Below are 16,286 nucleotides of genomic sequence, written 5' to 3'. Positions count from 1 at the left end.
ATGCTATTTCATCGTCATCGTGCATTAGATTGGTCTCCTCTTTCCATCAAACTTATACAAGCGAACCGCCGTCTTTACTGTATTTGATAATTCCTTCCGCGGCTCTGTACGCAAGTGCGCCGACTGTACCGGTTGGATTATAACCACCGTTATGGGGAAAGTTCCCTGCGCCTACAACAAACAGATTATCGACTTCCCAATGTTGCAAGAAATTGTTTACAACACTGTTATCCGGATTCGCCCCCATAATGGTCCCACCTGTATTATGTGTCGTTTGGTACGGAACTATGTCGTAATCCGATATTGGATTTCCGGCCATAACCGTTTTCGCACCCATCTCTTTCATTATGGATACTGCTTTTTCCGTTAAATACTTGTGTAAATTACGATCTTGTTCGGTAAAGTTGTACGTCAATTGAAGTAACGGCACACCGTAAACATCTTTATAATCTGGATCCAGTGACAAAAAGTTTTCCTTATGCGGCATGGACGCTCCTTGTCCTCCGACATTTAGCGTCCTGGAATAATTATGAATGGACGCCTTCTTAAATTCCGGCCCCCATGCAGGCGTATCCGCCGGGACTGGATTCGATTGAATTGGCCGGACGCCTGTCTGAGTAATCGACATGCTTGCTCCGTGTATGAAATCTAACTCGCTATGATCGTAGTTGTCTCCGTTGAGATCGTCAATCGTCATCCCAAGCGAACCCGCCCCCATGAAGACATTCATCTGTTCATCGAAAAATCCTGTTGCCCCTGGAAGGATTTGATATGCATAGTTTTTGCCAAGTGTTCCTTTTCCTGTATCGGGGTTATACATTTCTCCTATGCCGGACACCATAAGAAGCTTTGCATTATTCATGACATAACTTGTTAATACAACCACATCGGCAGGCTGGAAGAATTCCTCTCCCGATTGCGTATCAATATATCGAACACCTGTGGTTTTGTTCCCTTCCTTCATTACCTCGACGACATTTGCATGGAAGCGTACTTCATAGTTTCCTGTTTTTATTGCCGTTGGAATGACTGTAATCTCCGGTGATGTTTTTGCACCGTATTCACAGCCAAACCGCTCGCAAAAACCGCAGTATTGGCAAGCTGAAATTGTTTGTCCGTCGGGGTTCTCATAAGACTCCGACAAATTGGCAGAAGGCAACATGAACGGGGTATAACCGAGGTCACTTGTCGCCTTTTCAAACTTTTTCAAGATGGGTGTCTTTACCATTGGTGGCGTAGGATAACCGTTTGCACGCTTCCCCGCAAATGGGTTTTTGTCCTCACCAGATATGCCGGCTGTCTTTTCGAATTTATCAAAATAAGGCTCCAACTCGTCATATGTAATGCCCCAATCTTGAAGCAGGTAATCCGCGGAAAGCTTGTCTTTTCCGTACTTTTCATCCGTTAAGGTTTTAATATTAAAATCATACGGCAGGAAACGCCAAGTATGCCCATTCCAATGGGTTCCGGCCCCGCCAAGTCCTTCGCCTAGAAGAAATGACCCCATTTGACGCATCGGGAGTGCTCGCATCTTTCGGTTGTTTCTAAATGTGATCGTTTCCTTTGAAAGATCTTGCATTAACTCATAACGGATTGCGTACCGATACTCATCGTGTACCCTTAAATAGTCTGCCGTACTCCTTTCTTTTCCGCGCTCAATTCCAACAACTTTCATCCCAGCTTTCGCACACTCAGCACCGATAATTCCACCAAGCCATCCAACACCAACAGTTACTACATTCACTTTATCCAATGACTTTACCAATTGTTTTCCCTCCTTTAATGTTCCATACTGCTGATCGACTTAGGCTTGATTTTCATATACTTGTCGTTTTCAATTTCTTTAATATAGGCCATCTGATGTCCTGGAAAGCCTTTCATCTTCCAACCTTCCATATTTATATTTCCGTTATAGATTGGATCCGCGTAAGCACCTTCAAGAGTGGCTTGTCTTAGTAATTTAAAATAAAATTCTGAAGCTACGCCCTTCATGTTTATTTCATTTTTTTGAAATGCAGTGATTATTTCATCTTTCTGATCACCTTCAAGCGCGGCAAATCCTGTATCGTATCTTTTTTTCGCTTCTTCATCCATTTTGGCAATACCTGACCTGAATATTTCAGCACGGGTAAGTCTACTTTGATATCCTTGTGTAGATTCACCCGCAAAGAATGGCCCTTGCATATATTCTTTTGCATTGCTTCCGTAATTTCCCGCTAATTGATTGTCAATAAAATACGGGACACCAAGTCCTATTGCACCAGGTCCAAGATCATCTTCCGGAAAAATTCGTTCAACCGCTTCTGATAATACTTTAAACTCGTTCTCATTCGTAAAAAACATTCGACCACGAAATACCTCACCGACATATTCACCGCCGCCCGCTTCATTTTTACCAGTACCCGCAACATCATCCTTTGCAACATTTTGGGTAATAAGACTTCCGAGTACTCCCCCACCTATCAGAGCACCTGTAGCAATCCCAGTCGTCTTAAGAAAGTCTCGCCTTGATAAACCCTTCTTATCTTTCGACACTTTTCATCCTCCTTCGGTAAAATTCACCTTTTCAATAAAGCATGCCAATTTATACCCTTCTTCATACAATAAGGCCTGAATTATTCATAGAAACATACCCCCCCTGACCTTTCATGGGTAACAATATGGGCTTTCACTTGCGGATGAAGCCCCAGGTCGTCGCCATCGGATGAATTCGCATTTCATTTAACAAAATAAAAAAGAACAGCTCTTAGTTAAGCCATTCTTTAGCGGAACCGTTATTTCCAATAGTTGTTTGCGGCTGCTACTGTTTGAAAATAGTTTGCTACTACATGGAAGTCCATGATTAGACTGTTGGCGCTTCTTGCATAGACTTCTCTTAGCTCAAAACCTTGTTGCGGTGTATCCGTTTGTAAACTCGTAATCCAATCTCCCATCGTTGTTTCCCTAAATATTCCGACTGCTATCGACTAATTTTCTTTTTAACCATCCGTTAATATGCTCAAAGGATCCTAGTAAATTTTAAAGAGCAGGATAGATAGTACTAATTTATTTTCAAACGGTTCCCCGTGATTAATTTTCCAAATAACAAAACACCAGAAACCCACCGATCTTCGGTGATGGATTTCTGGTGTTGATTGCATTAAAAATAATAGGTAGCTTAAATCCTTTTTGGAATCCCAGTTTGATTTATTCTCGAGCAACCAAATCAGCAATTAGAATGTATCGGTCCGGTGCATATCCAATATAGTCAAACGGATAACAAGTCGTAACGGTTAAAACGGAATGATTTGTTGGAGTAATAATGGTTTTATCGTCACTGCCAACAATTTTAATATCTTTTATTTCATAAGTGAATATACCTGCTGATGTATTTACAATTAGTTGATCTTTAATTTGCAGCTGACCCAATTCCCTAAATACAGTGTCCCGGTGTCCGGACAAAACTGAATTGTCACTTTCCCCCGGTAGTACACTTCCTGAGAAGTGACCAATGCCTTTCTTCAACTCATCCTCATCCGTTCCGTGAAAGATAGGTATGACTTGATTTATAGCTGGTATCGTTAGGTTTCCTATATTTTCACCTATCGTTGGCCTTATTGGGTAGAGGATTTCATTTGTTATAATGTCTTCAGTTACAGTGGGGAGCGCAATAGTTTCGTATTGTTCTTTTTTAAGTATTGCCGGGGCTGATACTGGGACAGAATGGCTATAAATTTGAAATAAGGCCCAAATAATACAACTAATCCCCAGGACCAAAAATCCCAGGGAAAGCATATGTGTACCTTTATATTTATTAATGAATGAACGTTTTCTATGCATGAATTTTTCTTCTAATGAAGAACGTTAAACCTGTCATCGAAAGCACAGCTCCAGCAAAAAGTAAATTATACCAAGGTGTAGATGTTTTTGGAAGTTGACCTCCCGTAACAGTAGGTACAGACACTGTACATGAAGTAAGATCAACTGTTTCTCCATTATCATCCGGAATAAATTGTACATCTACTTTGTAAGTACCAACTGGTACATTAACAACAGTATAGGTAATTTCTTCGTTACCTTTAACTTCGTAAATTTTGCCCCCTACATTAAAAATCCAAGTACCTGTTCCTTTTGCATCATTAGGTAGCAAAGCATGAATAATCATGCTTCCCTCGGAATTCAATTTCACATTCACTGAGGGAGATGTGCATTTTGCCTCTATAGAACCTGAAACAGATGGTAGCTTTGGTGTCGTCTTTACAGGTGTTGGTGTAACTTCTGGTGTTGGTTCCGGTGTTACATCTGGTGCCGGTTCCGGCGTTGGTGTTGGTTCTGGTGTTGGTTCCGGTGTTGGCACTGGTGTTGGTGTTACTTCTGGTGCTGGTGTTACATCTGGTGTTGGTTCCGGCGTTGGTGTTGGTTCCGGTGTTGGTGTAGGTCCCGGTGTTGGGTCTGATTCTGATTCTGAGTCAGGTGTTGGTTCAGCACATTCTGCTGGGACATTGATATTAGTGTTTGCAGCATTAGCCGTAACTGCTGTCTGTGCCAAAATTCTACCATTCGTCAACGAGTTAGCACCGACTGTGATAGCTGATTTACTCATTAAAGTTCCCTTGAAAGTGCTGTTTTCTCCAATGGTTGCCACATCGACTACCCAGTAGATGTTACAAGCTTGCGCCCCACCTACTAATTGAATGTGCGTATTTGCAGCGGTAGTGAGTGCTCCGCCAATTTGGAATATATAAACCCCATCGCCGTCAAGTATAATACTACTTCCAATTGACACATCACTAGTGGATTTATATACGCCCGGTATTAATTTTCGACCTCCAATATCCGATGTTGACAGTGTATACTCATTTCTTTGTGAACCAGCATTGGACATAGCTGATCTAAAATCTGTAAACGCTGATGTATAGGCTGCATTTGCAACACTTGTTAAACCGTTAACTGTGGCAGTTCCCGTTGCGCCGCCACTTCCTAGACTACCCACTACGTGAGTACTTTCAGTTACTGTCGTGGTTGCACCCAAAATCCCATAAGAGCTTGCGAATCCTAGATTAGGCGATGCCGCCACCGCGCTTACTGGTACTGTGAAAACGACGAACGATAGAAACATAATAAAGGAGATAGACATCAATTTACAGTTCTTTTTTCTTCTCATTAGGCACCTCTTCTTATTTGTCATAATATAGTAATTATTTACTAGTATACCCCGGGAGTTATATATGGTCAATCAATGGTTCTAATTACACGGACTTAAAAGTAGAGAATAACGAAGTAAACTAATTGTGTTTATTGAACTATCGCCGCTTTAAATGCTGGATTCTATTCAATAGAACGACTTCTTTAAACTTTTGTAATTGCGTTAATGTGTGTTCAGATGTTTTGGTCGGTAGACGTAATGGGCTGACCTTTGTTTAATCCTTTTTCATTATGGGATGAAAAAAACGTTCCGTTCTCTGGGTCAATTATCTGAAACTCGCTACGGTTTGACATATCCCTTCATTGACGATTTACTGGACGCCAAAATATTATCCGCTTCGGAGGAAAAAGAGTACTCTGATTTGATACGAATCACCCATATTACTGGAGCTGTTCCAGAATTAAAGGAATGGACTGGAATTCACAGAGAATTGATTCTTTATATTCATTCGGAACTTCGAGATGCCTTTTTATACATTAAGGCACACCAAGGATCGGAGACAACAAAGGAATTACTCGAGCAATCTTATGTATTCTTTAAATCCCAAAAAGTGGACCGTGCAAAGGATCTTTCCTATGGTCATTACACGAACGAAGAGCTTTATATTCCGGTCATTATTAAATCAGCTTCCGCAAGGTCTGAAGTTTGATATTTACAAAGGGAAATCCGAACAATTCAACGCACTCTCCATACAAGCACTGTCCATCACATTTCAGGCAACAAAAAAGAAGAACATCCATAACATTTCCGGCTATTATGACGGCGTACTTCGTGAATTGATTGGTAAGCTTTTATTCAGTGATATGTTTATGGAATATGATGTGCCCGTGGAATTCGGTTTGTAGAAGTGACTCGCTTTTTTTGATGTAGTAGGAACCCCCCAGTCGAAAAGAATTTATCTTCTTAGTATCCTTTTTGTGATTATTTGTCTATATAACTAGTGAACGGTCCCATTCGACTGTGAAAAACGTTCGTGCACTTATGTATAAAACCGTCATCAACAATGTGTATGTAAAAAAACTTTACTGGGAGGAGTTTTAAGATGAAATTACTAATTAATGAGGCGCCGCTTCAAATCATTCCGTCATTGGCAGTACAAGTTGGGTTGAACGAAGCCATATTGTTGCAACAACTCCATTTTAGATCGCTCATTTCTCAACATCATAGGAGTGGGTTTAGATGGGTGTATAAGACGTACGAAGAGTGGAAAAATGAAGAGTTTCCATTTTGGTCTGTGGATACAATCATACGAACCATTCGTAAGTTAGAAAAGTCTGGAATGATTATTTCTACGGCGCAGTATAACCGTATGAAAATAGACAAGACCAAATGGTACCGGATTAACTATTCGTCTTTGCGCGCCCTGACATTGCAAAATGCCCCCACCGTGATTGCAAATTCAGTAGAAGGGGAAATGCAAATTACACACACACTTCAAGGCAATTTGCCTACAGCAATACCTAAAGAACTTAAGAGTATTAAAAAAAGATATACTGTCGAGAACAATCTCGACGTTGTGTCCGTCATTGACTATTTAAATGAAAAAGCACAAAAAGATTTTAAAGCAACATCCAAACCAACAGAGCGATTAGTGAAAGCCCGCTACCAAGAAGGATATAACTTGGATGATTTCAAAAAGGTTATTGATTGGAAAGTGAGAGAGTGGTTGAACAATCCACATTGGCAAAAATATTTACGACCTTCAACTTTGTTCAACGCAACACACTTTGAAAACTATTTGGAAGAGACGAGAGGTGGAAAAACAGAGGAAAACAGTTCACCAAAATCATTCGAACTAGACTTTAGTAAAGGAGAATGTGAAATGTAAAGTACGCGGGCAAGTAATTAAGTGTACCTGTGTGTCAAACAATCCTATTTGTTTAAACTTCCTCGATTGTTTCTAGCACAGGTACGCGAAATTTATAAAACTCACGCTACTCTTTTCTAATCACCTTTAGTGTATAAGTCATTTTCCTACTACTATTTGAATCACTCCATTTTCTTCTTTTGGCCGCAATGTAATAATAAACATGTCTGTCGATGTTTTGAATGTAGCAAATTGATATACATCAGGTAGAGCATTCGATTCACCATCATTTATGATTGAGTAATCGATCTTTTCGGAGTACTCCCGATACATGTCAAAAACTGCTTCCACATCAATTTTTTCTAAGTTAATATCGATTTGATACTCAACTTTATCCGCATCCGACTTATCTTCTATATTCGTTATGACAATTCCCTCTGGAAAAGGAAAATCCGCGGGAATGTCATCAGGAATTGATAACTTTTTCCCTGCTTTATCCTTTTGTTCTGGTTTATCGTCATCTGAGGATTTCTCCCCAACGTCCTTATCCTTATTGGATTCAGTCGCTTTAACCGAATCATTTTTTATTTTCGATGAATCATCACTGGCTTCATTACACGCGACTAAAGCAAGACACATTCCCACTATTACATACAAGGTTAAAACATGTTTCTTCATTTACGTATTCCTCCCTTTGTCCATTTTTTAGTGCGATATACAATTTGAATATTAAGTTTACTTACCATTTAGTTTACCACAAATTATCACGTAGCATGATTAGAAATATTGTCTTTCTGAAATTGATTCTATCTAACTATGACTCACTTCAATTAAAATACATTTATGATTTGATGCTCGTTAAAGTGTTTACCATCCCATTTCAAATACATAAGCAGATCATTTACATCTTCTCGTACCCACATCTCAATTTGAGCTTAATAACAGATTTCCTTAAGCCTATGTATAGTGTAAACAATAGGAGGGGGATGCAAAATGATGCACTGTTCATCATGTAAGAAAAGATTCAATTGGAAAGCGCTCTGTTGTGCAGAAGGCAATGGAGATTACTGTTCTATGGCTTGCCTACCTGAAGGTGAATTGGATGAGCCCTTTGCACTGAATTACTATCATTTACTTAATTCGTTCGAGGAACCGCCAATCATTCACTTCGGTGAATCAGCAACATGAACTATTGGTAGAAGTAGATTATTTGCTCATTCAATATGAAGAACATTTATTGGGAGACCTCGAAGGTTCTTATTATAAACAGGAAATCCGAGAGTTATTGGGATCTGTGTTTAAAGCGAAAGATGAGATACGGGAATACTTTACGATAAAAGAAAACTTCCGTCTTGATATGGGGCTTTTCATCGGCTGGGATACGATTCGTATGGAGTTATCCAAAGAGGTGGCAATCCACTTACAAACTCTTCTACAACAACAGTTAGAGTCTTTTGAAGACAGACCAATGATTTTATACAATCAAGGCCTAGATGCAGTAACTGAATGGCAAAACATACTTTACTTTGAAGATGAAGAATCCTACATAGACACAGGAATTCATCCATACATCCAAGAGTTATATACGTTTGTAGATGCGTTTTTAAGACCGTTTATGCTTGAAGACTATGACTCACTGTTCTCTTATATAGAGCTCGCCCTATGTCCAATCTGCGAGATTATGGAACCATGGGAGGATTTCAATCTTATGGAAATTGAACATGTACAGGCATGTTGGTCCTGTCAATGAAAGGATTTGTTATGAATGCTATTATGGGAATGCAAACTAACGGATAGTAACGAACTGGTGCAGCTCATAGGTAAGCTGTCTAAAGAAGAACGGGTACGACGTGAACTTTGGAAGGAACTAAAAGAGGATGGCAAAACAGATCAAGAGATTGTGGAGTTATTTTTAAACTTTGGATTGTAGTATGATGACAGGGACATATGTGAAAGAGAATACATGCGTGACGAACAACACCCAATAAAGGAGCGAACAATAAATGAAACCTAAAAAGTACCCAATGACGAAGTCTGGAAAACAGGCGATCTTGCAAGAACTAGATACGTTACAAACGCAAAAACGTACAGAAGCATTGGACCGCATCAAAAAAGCACGATCGTTTTGTGATTTTAGAGAGGACTCGGAATACGCGGCTGCTATGAAAGCACAAGCTCAATTGGAAGAACGTATTTTACTTCTCTTAGATATGCTTGAAAATGCAGAAATGATTAGCAAAAAGGATCATAGTGTAGATACAATCGTTCTCGGTACACCCGTAACGTTTATCGAACTGCCTAATGGCGAAACAGAAACATATACAATAGTAGGTATCGCAGAAGCCGATCCACTTAACGGAACGATTTCAAATGATTCACCACTGGCGAAGGGTCTTTTAGGACGTTCTGTTGGCGATGAAGTAAGCCTTAGAACACCAGGCGGGGAAATTAAGTTACAAATCGTTTCCATTGGTTGAATCCGCATTTCATTCAGCAAAACAAAAAGAACAGCCCATCGTTAAGCCATTCTTTAATGGACCCTTATTTCCAATAGTTATTTGCGGCTGCTACTGTTTGAAAATAGTTCGCTACAACATGGGAGGCCATTATGAGGCTGTTGGGGTTATTTGAATAGACCTTTCTTAGCTCCGCCCTTACTTCTGCTGAAGGTTGCGTGTACATGACACCTTTTTGTGCAAGCAATATCGCAAGCTCAAACCCTTTTTGCGGTGTGTCTGTTTGTAAACTCGTAATCCAATCCTCCATCCTTGTTTCCCTCCTTTTGTGATTCTCTTTAACTAGTGTATTCATATGTAAACAAAAAGACCTTCGCACAAGAACGCAAAGGTCTGAATTTCTTTTCTTGGGACTGATAGGTAACTGCAAAATTCATGCCGGACCCCTTCATATCATAAGTAATATGCTTTTACCATTGTTTAAATACCAAATGCCCGAAAAGCTTCTTCAATTTCTTTGTGAGTTTTCCCAGCCCTCAAACACTCTTCTCTAATTTCTTCGCGAATCGACATAGCTCTGAATGTAGCATCATGACATTTTTCAAACTTTTTTCCATTGTAATGAAAATAGAATCTCATTTTATTCCCTCCTTTCATTTGTTGTAACAATAATTACATGCAATAACTTGATACTCCTCACTTACATCAGCATCTTCAATTGGCTCTGGGCAATTACATATGGGACAAGTAAAAAGCTTTGTGAATTGAATACAATTCTCATAATCAAATCCTTTCTTGACGGATCTTTCCTCAAAAAAATCGACGCAAATCGTATACAAATCTTGCAATGCATTTTGACCAAATCCATTTTTATAGTACTCTTTTTGTGGGAAAACTAAAATACTTTCCATTTCAGTAAGTGCATCAAATCTTGCTTCCTTTAAGTGCATCGGATTCAATTTGTTTTCATTCATATACTTTTCCAATATCGCCTGCAAGGCCACAGCGCTTTCTTTAGAATCGTATTGAACAATTCCTTCCCAGTAAATGACAAGTCCCGTTTCAAACCGGTAGTGATCCCAATTTAACAAATAGATCGCCGACTTGTCGTAAAGCTCAGTAAACCATTGATGCAGTTCACTCAATCTCTCTTTGTAAAATAACCCTTCCAAATCTCCAAACACATATTCAGCACACTGCTTTTCACATAATTCAATTCCACTAAGCAACTCATCCCTCCGGTACCAAGTTTCAATATCACTCAGCTCTTCCACAAAGTCCTTATACGATGCCAATAAACTCGTATACGTCAGTGCATATGGTTCGTCCAACACATTTTCTGGTAAGCAGTCTTCTTTACAATAAATCTCTAATCCACCATGCCATCGAAACGGCTCGTCCAAAATCTCCCTCCTACACGCATGACAAATTTTCACGAGTTACCACCTCCTCACCGCCAACATACATGGGATTAAATAATTTTTCTACGACTTGTGTATAAGGCCAGGAGAGTAGTTAATAAAACAGAATTCATTCGATTACGATAAACTAGATTTCAATAATTAAAAAGACCTTTGTCTGGGTACGCAAAGGCTATAAAATTCTTATTCCGATTTCTTCCAAGCAGTGTTCCCCAATCAGCATTTTGGCAGAAGGGAATACTTCTATTAGAAATTGGTGCTTGATTCAACAAAAATAAAAAAGAATAGCTCTAGAATAAGCCATTCTTTAACAGGACCGTTATTTCCAATAGTTGTTTGCGGCCGCTACTGTTTGAAAATGTGTTGCAACAACGTGGGAGGCCATTGTTAGGCTATCTGCCATCGTCTCTTCCCCTCCTTTTGTCATTCTCCTTAAATATAGAGTACATTAAGATAGTTTTCAACGGTATTTAGAAAATTATGAGAACTCAACAAAAAGACCTTAGCAGATTTTAGCAAAGGCCTTTGGCGGTATGAATCATTATTTTTCCAACAATTTAATAGTTGACTTCACAAGGCGTAAAACGTCTTCTACTGGTAGGTTGGTTACGTCTGCAATTTCTTCTAACGAATATTGTTTATGATACATATTGAGGATGATCTCTGTTTTAAATTCTTGGATGCCTTCTTGTCTGGCTTTTTGTCTGGCTTCTCTCCTACCTTCCTCTATGCCCTCCATTCTTGCTTCCCATACTCTTTGGATTTGATCTTTCATGTGAATTTCTTGAGCGATGGCTGCTTTGCGTATTTCAATATCATCACTTAAACGTTGGATTTCCATTAATGCATGTTTCATTGCCGAACTCTCCATAGCTAATTCCTCCTCCAATAAAAGATACTCGTTTGACAAACAATCATGTTTGTTTAAACTTTCACAAATATATCTAGTACAGATAAGAGATATATAACTATTGAATATTCGACTTCACAATACGTGAAACGTCTGCGATTGGCACATTGGTTATGGCTGCAATTGCTTCTACCGAATATTGGTTATGATACATATTGAGGATGATTTCTGCTTTGCCTTCTTGTGTGCCCTCCATTTTTGCTTCCAGTTCTCTTTGAAGTTGATCTTTCATATGGATTTCACGTGCGATGGCGGCTTTCCGTGTTTCTGGATCTTCACTTAAACGTTGGATTTCCTTTAACGCCTCTTGCATTGTTGAACTTTCCATTGCTAATTCCTCCTTTGTTTCCTGATCACCTTTAAAAAAGAGTAACCATTGCTCAAGCTTTGTTGCATTTTTAACTTCTAAGCATTTTCCCAAAGATATAGTAAGTCTAATTTATACTCATTTTAAAACAAACGTTCCTATATGTCAACGGAAGTAATCTGAATACTCTTTAATTCAGAACAAACAAAAGACCTTCGTAAATTGCGTGCAAACACTGTCATATTCTAGCATCTATTTGAATTCTCCTTTACATAGTCATAAGGGCCCGTTAATTGATTCCAATGAATAACCACATTCTAACTCTTATTTACTTCTACCTATTTCAAATTAGATATTAAGACAAATACCCGAATGTGTACAACCCATGACCAAATTGTGTTGAATCAATGACTTACAACGATTATGTGATTTAAATCACATAGGTACTTTTGCTTTGTTAATATAATGAAGGCAGTATCAGAAAGGAAGAAAAAAACAGGGGGGGTATAAAATGAGGAAAATAGTTGCAGTTGGATTCTCAGTGTTCTTTGTCGCAGGTATATTGGTAGGTTGTACGGACCCATCACTAGTAAAAGAGGATAATGAAATAGTCCCGATTAGTTTGGAGGTAAAGCAAACAGCAGTTGAAGTGATTGGTCCGCATGAAGGATTAAATCAAGAACCGGTACCGTTGAAATTTGAGCGAATCAGTGAAAATGAAGTAAATATTGAAATGACAGCACAAATTACAGATATTGAAATTGACAAAGGAAAGAACTACAAAGCGTGGACATTTAACGGAGAAGCACCCGGTCCATTGGTTGTTGTGAATCAGGGAGATGTTATTAATTTCAAACTAATAAATATTGACCCTGTAATCCCGCACAGCATTGACTTACATGCAGTTCACACAGCACCATCGAAAAACTTCGCCGATATTATGCCAAATGAAGACGGCACATTTACGTATCCAGCAAATTTCCCTGGTGTTTTCATGTACCACTGTGGAACTAATCCAATTCTATCGCATATTGCGAATGGTATGCACGGGGTCATTATTGTGAAACCAACAGATGGATACCCAACAGATGATGAAATTGACCGCGAATATGTACTTATTCAAAACGAATGGTACAAGTATAACGATTATGACGCTTTCTTAAATGAAGAACCTGAACATGTTGTCCTATCTACAAAAGCCCTTCACGAAGGAGACCGCAACACAAATGGCGATACATTCAGTTTGAAGGATGAACCGCTTGTTGCAAAGGTTGGCGAAAAAGTCCGGTTGTACGTAAACAATATGGGTCCAAATGAAGTGAGTTCACTTCATGTTGTTGGAACAATAATGGAAGATGTCTATATCGATGGTAATCCAGCGAATCGATTGAAAGGCATGCAAACGATTATGTTACCCGCAAGTGGCGGTGCAGTCGTTGAATTCACTGTGACTGAAGCAGGAGATTATCCGATTCTTACGCACCAATTCAAACATGCAGACAAAGGTGCGATTGCATTACTCAGAGTGACTGAAGAATAATGCAACTCCGAAAAGGGCATTCCATAAGGGGAAAGCCCTTTTATTGTTTTATCTTTGCATCAAATGAAAAAGACCTTTGCATAAGTTAGCAAAGGCGATCAAATTCTTATCCACGTTAACCGTTATATCTTCTTCCTACTCTTTATCCCCTGTACAATTTTCTCCTGAATCAACAAATACTGATTGATTTCTTCTTCATTCAAGTTTTCAAAAAGCTGCATGAACACTTCTTCACCAATCGTTTGTGCTTCTTTCAATGCATCCCTACCGCCAGTTGTGATTTGAAGTTGAATCGTTCGGCGATCCGATTCATCGTACAATCGTTCAGCAAAGCCAAGACTAACAAGCTTTTCGGCAATGTTCGTCATGGCTCCCTTGGTATAACCAATTGTCTCAGCTAGCTCCGCCTGCTTTTGGGGTCCTTTTGTACGCAACTCAGCCAATACCAAGATTGGTGAAATGCCAAGGGGATGCTGAAATGCTTTCGTGAACTGCATAATGTTTTCATTATTCATCTGTTCTACTGTACGAATCAGTTTGAAAATATTATTTTGTTTCATTAAAAATCTCCTTCAAAAAAAGAATTCATTAACGCAACATGACCGATCCACCGTCAACCATGATTGTTTGTCCTGTGATGTATCGTGAATCTTCAGATGCTAAAAAGACAGCGACGCGTCCAATATCCTCTTCTAATTCACCAAAACGTCCCAGTGGAATTTTCTTTACAACTTCTTCGTAATATTCGGGTTGTGCTTTTGCCCATGCCTGAACACCAGGTGAGTTGGCAAGTGGACTAATTATATTAACGTTAATACCAAACGGTCCCCACTCATTTGCGGCTACACGTGAAATACCACGAATTGCCTCTTTTGCAGCAGCATACGCACCTTGAGTTGCATGACCTTCCAATCCTGCACCAGACGCAAAGTTAATGACATTCCCTTTGGACTCTTTTAAGTGTGGAAGAGCTGATTGCATCAAGTAGAACGTTGGGTAAAACCCAGTACCAAACGACAGATCTAAATCTGCTTGACTGGTTTCTTCAATTGTTACTTGTTTTGATGCATGTGCGTTATTGACTAACACATCCAGCTTGCCATACTTCTCAACAACGTCTTCAACAATTTTACCTAGATTTTTGTGGTCCATCAAATTCGCTTGAATGAATATCGATTTTGGGGAAATCGCCTGAAGTTCTTTCTCCATCGCCTGTCCCGTCTCTTCATTTAAATCAACAATCGCTACAACCGCGCCTTCTTTTACCATCGCTTTTGCAATACCACTACCAATACCGCCTGCACCGCCCGTTATAATGACTACTTTATCTTGTAATTTACCCATTCAAAACATCTCCTTTTGAATTACGATTAAATATAGTATAGCACTAAACTATATTAGGATAAAGGAATTGAACTGCAGCCGGGACCGTGTGTCTCAAAAATTCAATTTTCCGAAACCATATGATAAACTAATAGATAACACTGAAAGGAAGCGATTTCATGCAAACTAAAACAGTAAACAATGGACTTAAAATACCACAACTTGGGTACGGAGTTTGGAAAATTCCTGATGATGAGGCCGAACATACAGTACAAAAAGCAATGGATGCCGGTTATCGTTTAATTGATACCGCTAAAATTTATAAAAACGAAGTGGGCGTCGGAAAAGCAATCGCCGCTACTAATGTACCCAGAGCTGAGCTCTTCATCACAACCAAACTTTGGAATGCCGATCAAGGCTATGAAACTGCATTAAAAGCCTTTGATGAAAGCCTTGAAAAGCTCGGCCTTGATTATGTCGATCTCTATTTAATCCATTGGCCAACACCTATGTTCGATATGTACGTAGAATCATACAAAGCATTGGAAACCATATACAAAGACGGTCGCGCAAAAGCAATCGGCGTCTGCAACTTTGACATCGAACACCTACAACGGATCATGGACGAATGTGAAATCATTCCGGCCGTGAACCAAATCGAATACCATCCCTACTTACAACAAACAGAACTCAAGAAATTCTGTACAGAACACGGCATTCTAATCGAAGCTTATAGCCCATTAATGAACGGCACCAAGGTTTTGGAAGATCCCGTAATTCAAGAACTTGCGAAGCAACACAGCAAAACACCAGCTCAAATCATCCTGCGCTGGCACCTACAAACAGACGTCGTTCCAATACCAAAAACAGTAACACCATCACGAATGGACGAAAACCTAAACGTATTCGACTTCGAACTAAGCGAAGAGGACCTGAACAAAATCGCCGCACTCGACAAAGGCGAACGTCACAACGCAGTCCCTAGCGAATTCAGCTATCGATAACTGAGGGGATGCTTTATAGGTTCTCTGGAAAATGATGTGGTGAAGAATCTTAGTCAACTATTATTCTCTAGAAAATCCCACTAATTTTCTATTGATCTCGAACTTATATTCTCCACACACTTTAGCTAATTGGAGTGCAGACGCAGTCTAAGTACGCGACGTCCTGTCGCAACGACTGCATAATCAACATCGTGTTGACCACGGCTCAAACACTCCAATAGGATCAGTTTGAATGTCGAGACCCCACAGGAGCGCGATTTTCGCGACGAGGAGGCTCGACCAGTGGCCTTAAGAAGAATGGTTTTTATTCTTCGACAATGGAACGCGTCCGGT

At 39.6% G+C, this 16,286-nt stretch carries 21 protein-coding genes and 1 pseudogene; 8 read left to right on the top strand and 14 right to left on the bottom strand.

Annotated elements, in window-relative coordinates:
* Positions 1–52: 52 nt before the first annotated feature.
* From ACP8HH_RS05860 to ACP8HH_RS05840, 5 genes are all read right to left on the bottom strand, one after another.
* Complete coding sequence (locus ACP8HH_RS05860; protein WP_438317169.1) at positions 53–1,765, bottom strand: GMC family oxidoreductase; 1,713 nt, start codon at positions 1,763–1,765, stop codon at positions 53–55.
* Positions 1,766–1,779: 14 nt separating this feature from the next.
* The gene (locus ACP8HH_RS05855; RefSeq protein WP_438317166.1) at positions 1,780–2,535 is read right to left on the bottom strand and encodes a gluconate 2-dehydrogenase subunit 3 family protein; all 756 of its coding nucleotides are present in this window, start codon (positions 2,533–2,535) and stop codon (positions 1,780–1,782) included.
* Positions 2,536–2,774: 239 nt separating this feature from the next.
* Positions 2,775–2,933 carry a hexameric tyrosine-coordinated heme protein gene (locus ACP8HH_RS05850; protein ID WP_438317163.1) on the bottom strand — a complete coding sequence of 53 codons (159 nt, stop codon included), beginning with the start codon at positions 2,931–2,933 and terminating at the stop codon, positions 2,775–2,777.
* A gap of 253 nt (positions 2,934–3,186) precedes the next feature.
* Positions 3,187–3,819 (bottom strand): class D sortase, encoded by a 633-nt coding sequence (locus tag ACP8HH_RS05845; protein ID WP_438317160.1) that lies wholly within the window; start codon positions 3,817–3,819, stop codon positions 3,187–3,189.
* Positions 3,812–5,143, bottom strand: coding sequence for an ice-binding family protein (locus tag ACP8HH_RS05840; RefSeq protein WP_438317157.1), 1,332 nt, complete (start codon positions 5,141–5,143; stop codon positions 3,812–3,814). The genes ACP8HH_RS05845 and ACP8HH_RS05840 overlap by 8 nt, the downstream gene beginning before the upstream one ends.
* Before the next feature lie 322 nt (positions 5,144–5,465).
* On the opposite strand from ACP8HH_RS05840, the pseudogene ACP8HH_RS05835 reads away from it, so the two are divergent.
* Positions 5,466–5,822 (top strand): annotated as a pseudogene (locus ACP8HH_RS05835) (polyprenyl synthetase family protein); the annotation flags it as partial.
* A gap of 405 nt (positions 5,823–6,227) precedes the next feature.
* Positions 6,228–7,013 carry a conserved phage C-terminal domain-containing protein gene (locus tag ACP8HH_RS05830; protein ID WP_438317154.1) on the top strand — a complete coding sequence of 262 codons (786 nt, stop codon included), beginning with the start codon at positions 6,228–6,230 and terminating at the stop codon, positions 7,011–7,013.
* 138 nt (positions 7,014–7,151) lie between these two features.
* Here the strand turns inward: ACP8HH_RS05830 and ACP8HH_RS05825 are convergent, their stop codons facing one another.
* Complete coding sequence (locus tag ACP8HH_RS05825; protein WP_438317151.1) at positions 7,152–7,670, bottom strand: hypothetical protein; 519 nt, start codon at positions 7,668–7,670, stop codon at positions 7,152–7,154.
* Positions 7,671–7,985: 315 nt separating this feature from the next.
* On the opposite strand from ACP8HH_RS05825, the gene ACP8HH_RS05820 reads away from it, so the two are divergent.
* The 4 genes from ACP8HH_RS05820 to greA all read left to right on the top strand — a co-directional run bounded on the left by ACP8HH_RS05820 (position 7,986) and on the right by greA (position 9,469).
* Positions 7,986–8,180, top strand: a complete 195-nt coding sequence (locus tag ACP8HH_RS05820) for a hypothetical protein (protein WP_438317148.1) — start codon at positions 7,986–7,988, stop codon at positions 8,178–8,180.
* Positions 8,164–8,742 (top strand): hypothetical protein, encoded by a 579-nt coding sequence (locus ACP8HH_RS05815; RefSeq protein ID WP_438317145.1) that lies wholly within the window; start codon positions 8,164–8,166, stop codon positions 8,740–8,742. Before ACP8HH_RS05820 ends, ACP8HH_RS05815 begins: the two co-directional genes overlap by 17 nt.
* Before the next feature lie 15 nt (positions 8,743–8,757).
* On the top strand, positions 8,758–8,922 hold the full coding sequence (locus tag ACP8HH_RS05810) for a hypothetical protein (protein ID WP_438317142.1): 165 nt from the start codon (positions 8,758–8,760) through the stop codon (positions 8,920–8,922).
* Positions 8,923–8,995: 73 nt separating this feature from the next.
* Positions 8,996–9,469, top strand: coding sequence for a transcription elongation factor GreA (gene greA, locus ACP8HH_RS05805; RefSeq protein ID WP_438317139.1), 474 nt, complete (start codon positions 8,996–8,998; stop codon positions 9,467–9,469).
* 64 nt (positions 9,470–9,533) lie between these two features.
* On the opposite strand, the gene ACP8HH_RS05800 is transcribed toward greA, so the two are convergent.
* From ACP8HH_RS05800 to ACP8HH_RS05775, 6 genes are all read right to left on the bottom strand, one after another.
* Positions 9,534–9,758, bottom strand: a complete 225-nt coding sequence (locus tag ACP8HH_RS05800) for a hexameric tyrosine-coordinated heme protein (protein ID WP_438317136.1) — start codon at positions 9,756–9,758, stop codon at positions 9,534–9,536.
* A gap of 170 nt (positions 9,759–9,928) precedes the next feature.
* Entirely contained in the window at positions 9,929–10,087 is a 159-nt protein-coding gene (locus ACP8HH_RS05795; RefSeq protein WP_438317133.1) for a hypothetical protein, read from the bottom strand.
* Positions 10,088–10,101: 14 nt separating this feature from the next.
* Positions 10,102–10,851, bottom strand: coding sequence for a hypothetical protein (locus ACP8HH_RS05790; RefSeq protein WP_438317131.1), 750 nt, complete (start codon positions 10,849–10,851; stop codon positions 10,102–10,104).
* Between the two features lie 337 nt (positions 10,852–11,188).
* On the bottom strand, positions 11,189–11,296 hold the full coding sequence (locus ACP8HH_RS05785; RefSeq protein ID WP_438317128.1) for a hexameric tyrosine-coordinated heme protein: 108 nt from the start codon (positions 11,294–11,296) through the stop codon (positions 11,189–11,191).
* A gap of 114 nt (positions 11,297–11,410) precedes the next feature.
* A complete protein-coding gene (locus tag ACP8HH_RS05780; RefSeq protein ID WP_438317125.1) occupies positions 11,411–11,740 on the bottom strand; it encodes a hypothetical protein in 330 nt (109 codons plus the stop codon).
* 97 nt (positions 11,741–11,837) lie between these two features.
* Positions 11,838–12,200 carry a hypothetical protein gene (locus tag ACP8HH_RS05775; protein ID WP_438317122.1) on the bottom strand — a complete coding sequence of 121 codons (363 nt, stop codon included), beginning with the start codon at positions 12,198–12,200 and terminating at the stop codon, positions 11,838–11,840.
* Between the two features lie 397 nt (positions 12,201–12,597).
* Between ACP8HH_RS05775 and ACP8HH_RS05770 the strand changes: the two genes are divergently transcribed.
* Complete coding sequence (locus ACP8HH_RS05770; RefSeq protein ID WP_438317119.1) at positions 12,598–13,626, top strand: multicopper oxidase domain-containing protein; 1,029 nt, start codon at positions 12,598–12,600, stop codon at positions 13,624–13,626.
* A 122-nt stretch (positions 13,627–13,748) separates the two neighbouring features.
* On the opposite strand, the gene ACP8HH_RS05765 is transcribed toward ACP8HH_RS05770, so the two are convergent.
* Both ACP8HH_RS05765 and ACP8HH_RS05760 read right to left on the bottom strand, forming a co-directional pair.
* The gene (locus ACP8HH_RS05765) at positions 13,749–14,186 is read right to left on the bottom strand and encodes a MarR family winged helix-turn-helix transcriptional regulator (protein WP_438317116.1); all 438 of its coding nucleotides are present in this window, start codon (positions 14,184–14,186) and stop codon (positions 13,749–13,751) included.
* Between the two features lie 28 nt (positions 14,187–14,214).
* Positions 14,215–14,970: an SDR family NAD(P)-dependent oxidoreductase gene (locus ACP8HH_RS05760; RefSeq protein WP_438317113.1), complete on the bottom strand. Its 756-nt coding sequence runs from the start codon at positions 14,968–14,970 to the stop codon at positions 14,215–14,217.
* A 158-nt stretch (positions 14,971–15,128) separates the two neighbouring features.
* On the opposite strand from ACP8HH_RS05760, the gene ACP8HH_RS05755 reads away from it, so the two are divergent.
* The gene (locus tag ACP8HH_RS05755) at positions 15,129–15,953 is read left to right on the top strand and encodes an aldo/keto reductase (RefSeq protein ID WP_438317110.1); all 825 of its coding nucleotides are present in this window, start codon (positions 15,129–15,131) and stop codon (positions 15,951–15,953) included.
* Positions 15,954–16,286 lie beyond the last annotated feature (333 nt).

Origin of the sequence: Sporosarcina sp. FA9 (genome assembly GCF_051550205.1) — a bacterium.
Lineage (GTDB): Bacteria > Bacillota > Bacilli > Bacillales_A > Planococcaceae > Sporosarcina.
Note: the sequence above shows the minus strand (reverse complement) of the source record. Positions and strands in the feature narration are given on the sequence as shown.

Bases quoted from the DNA above. Each gene is read 5' to 3' on its own strand.
- ACP8HH_RS05850 (WP_438317163.1), bottom strand. From the start codon at position 2,933: ATGGGAGATTGGATTACGAGTTTACAAACGGATACACCGCAACAAGGT.
- ACP8HH_RS05845 (WP_438317160.1), bottom strand. From the start codon at position 3,819: ATGCATAGAAAACGTTCATTCATTAATAAATATAAAGGTACACATATG.
- ACP8HH_RS05840 (WP_438317157.1), bottom strand. From the start codon at position 5,143: ATGAGAAGAAAAAAGAACTGTAAATTGATGTCTATCTCCTTTATTATG.
- ACP8HH_RS05830 (WP_438317154.1), top strand. From the start codon at position 6,228: ATGAAATTACTAATTAATGAGGCGCCGCTTCAAATCATTCCGTCATTG.
- ACP8HH_RS05825 (WP_438317151.1), bottom strand. From the start codon at position 7,670: ATGAAGAAACATGTTTTAACCTTGTATGTAATAGTGGGAATGTGTCTT.
- ACP8HH_RS05820 (WP_438317148.1), top strand. From the start codon at position 7,986: ATGATGCACTGTTCATCATGTAAGAAAAGATTCAATTGGAAAGCGCTC.
- ACP8HH_RS05810 (WP_438317142.1), top strand. From the start codon at position 8,758: ATGCTATTATGGGAATGCAAACTAACGGATAGTAACGAACTGGTGCAG.
- greA (WP_438317139.1), top strand. From the start codon at position 8,996: ATGAAACCTAAAAAGTACCCAATGACGAAGTCTGGAAAACAGGCGATC.
- ACP8HH_RS05800 (WP_438317136.1), bottom strand. From the start codon at position 9,758: ATGGAGGATTGGATTACGAGTTTACAAACAGACACACCGCAAAAAGGG.
- ACP8HH_RS05795 (WP_438317133.1), bottom strand. From the start codon at position 10,087: ATGAGATTCTATTTTCATTACAATGGAAAAAAGTTTGAAAAATGTCAT.
- ACP8HH_RS05785 (WP_438317128.1), bottom strand. From the start codon at position 11,296: ATGACAAAAGGAGGGGAAGAGACGATGGCAGATAGCCTAACAATGGCC.
- ACP8HH_RS05780 (WP_438317125.1), bottom strand. From the start codon at position 11,740: ATGGAGAGTTCGGCAATGAAACATGCATTAATGGAAATCCAACGTTTA.
- ACP8HH_RS05770 (WP_438317119.1), top strand. From the start codon at position 12,598: ATGAGGAAAATAGTTGCAGTTGGATTCTCAGTGTTCTTTGTCGCAGGT.
- ACP8HH_RS05765 (WP_438317116.1), bottom strand. From the start codon at position 14,186: ATGAAACAAAATAATATTTTCAAACTGATTCGTACAGTAGAACAGATG.
- ACP8HH_RS05760 (WP_438317113.1), bottom strand. From the start codon at position 14,970: ATGGGTAAATTACAAGATAAAGTAGTCATTATAACGGGCGGTGCAGGC.
- ACP8HH_RS05755 (WP_438317110.1), top strand. From the start codon at position 15,129: ATGCAAACTAAAACAGTAAACAATGGACTTAAAATACCACAACTTGGG.